This window comes from Psychrobacter sp. (assembly GCF_036731945.1).
In the GTDB taxonomy this organism is placed as follows: Bacteria; Pseudomonadota; Gammaproteobacteria; order Pseudomonadales; family Moraxellaceae; genus Psychrobacter.
Genome location: NZ_DAINDI010000010.1, coordinates 36,477 through 37,382, shown reverse-complemented (window position 1 = coordinate 37,382; position 906 = coordinate 36,477). Strand labels below are relative to the sequence as shown.

Here is a 906-nt window from a genome sequence, read left to right as displayed (position 1 = left end):
AAAAATTCAGGATTGACGGCGACGGCATCGACCAACGCTTGTACTTTGCCCACTTGGCGCTCGCGATGCAGCTCGCCATTACGGATAACCGTCAGACCAGCAGAGTCATAACCACGGTATTCTAGGCGTTTAAGGCCTTCAAGTAAGATATTGGCAATATTCCGCTCCGCAACTGCTCCAACGATTCCGCACATAATTATTCCTTAAATTTTATGTTCTCATACCATGTGATTTTGAAAGATACTGATACATGGATAATCATTAATCTGTAAATATAAATAAGCAGCACCACAAATCATTGTCGTACTGCTTTAGTGGTTTTACCATCATTTTTATAGAATTAACTATCAGCGCCGCCTTTATTTTTTAGTCGGACGCTGAAAGTCATTTTTTTGGGTTTGGCGTGCACGGCCAAAGGCTAAGGCGTTATTGTCGACATTTTTGGTAATCACTGAGCCTGCCGCAACCGTTGCGGTATCACCAATGGTTACGGGCGCAACCAGACTGGCATTAGAGCCAATAAAGGCATTGTCTTCGATGATGGTTTGCGATTTATTGACGCCGTCGTAATTACAGGTAATCACGCCCGCACCGATATTGACATTTGTTCCAACCGTCGCATCACCCACATAACTTAAATGATTGACCTTGCTACCTTGACCGATAGTCGATTTTTTAATCTCGACAAAATTACCTACTTTACTGTTATTAGACAAAATAGTATCAGGGCGCAAGTGGGCGAAAGGTCCAATATCGACGCCGTTACCAATGTGCGCACTGTCAATGACGCAGTACGGCTTTAGGTGACAGGCATTGCCAATGTGCGCATTTTTAATCACACAGCCAGCTTCGATATAAACGTTGTCACCTAAGACGCAATCGCCTTCAAATACCACGCCCACATCG

The 906-nt window shown here is 44.0% G+C and carries 1 protein-coding gene and 1 pseudogene; both read right to left on the bottom strand.

Annotated elements, in window-relative coordinates; genetic code table 11:
* A pseudogene (locus V7D75_RS03460) lies at positions 1–194 on the bottom strand (glutamine--fructose-6-phosphate transaminase (isomerizing)); the annotation flags it as partial.
* A 165-nt stretch (positions 195–359) separates the two neighbouring features.
* Positions 360–906 (bottom strand): DapH/DapD/GlmU-related protein (locus V7D75_RS03455; RefSeq protein WP_333613421.1); only part of this gene is annotated, 547 nt, incomplete at its 5' end.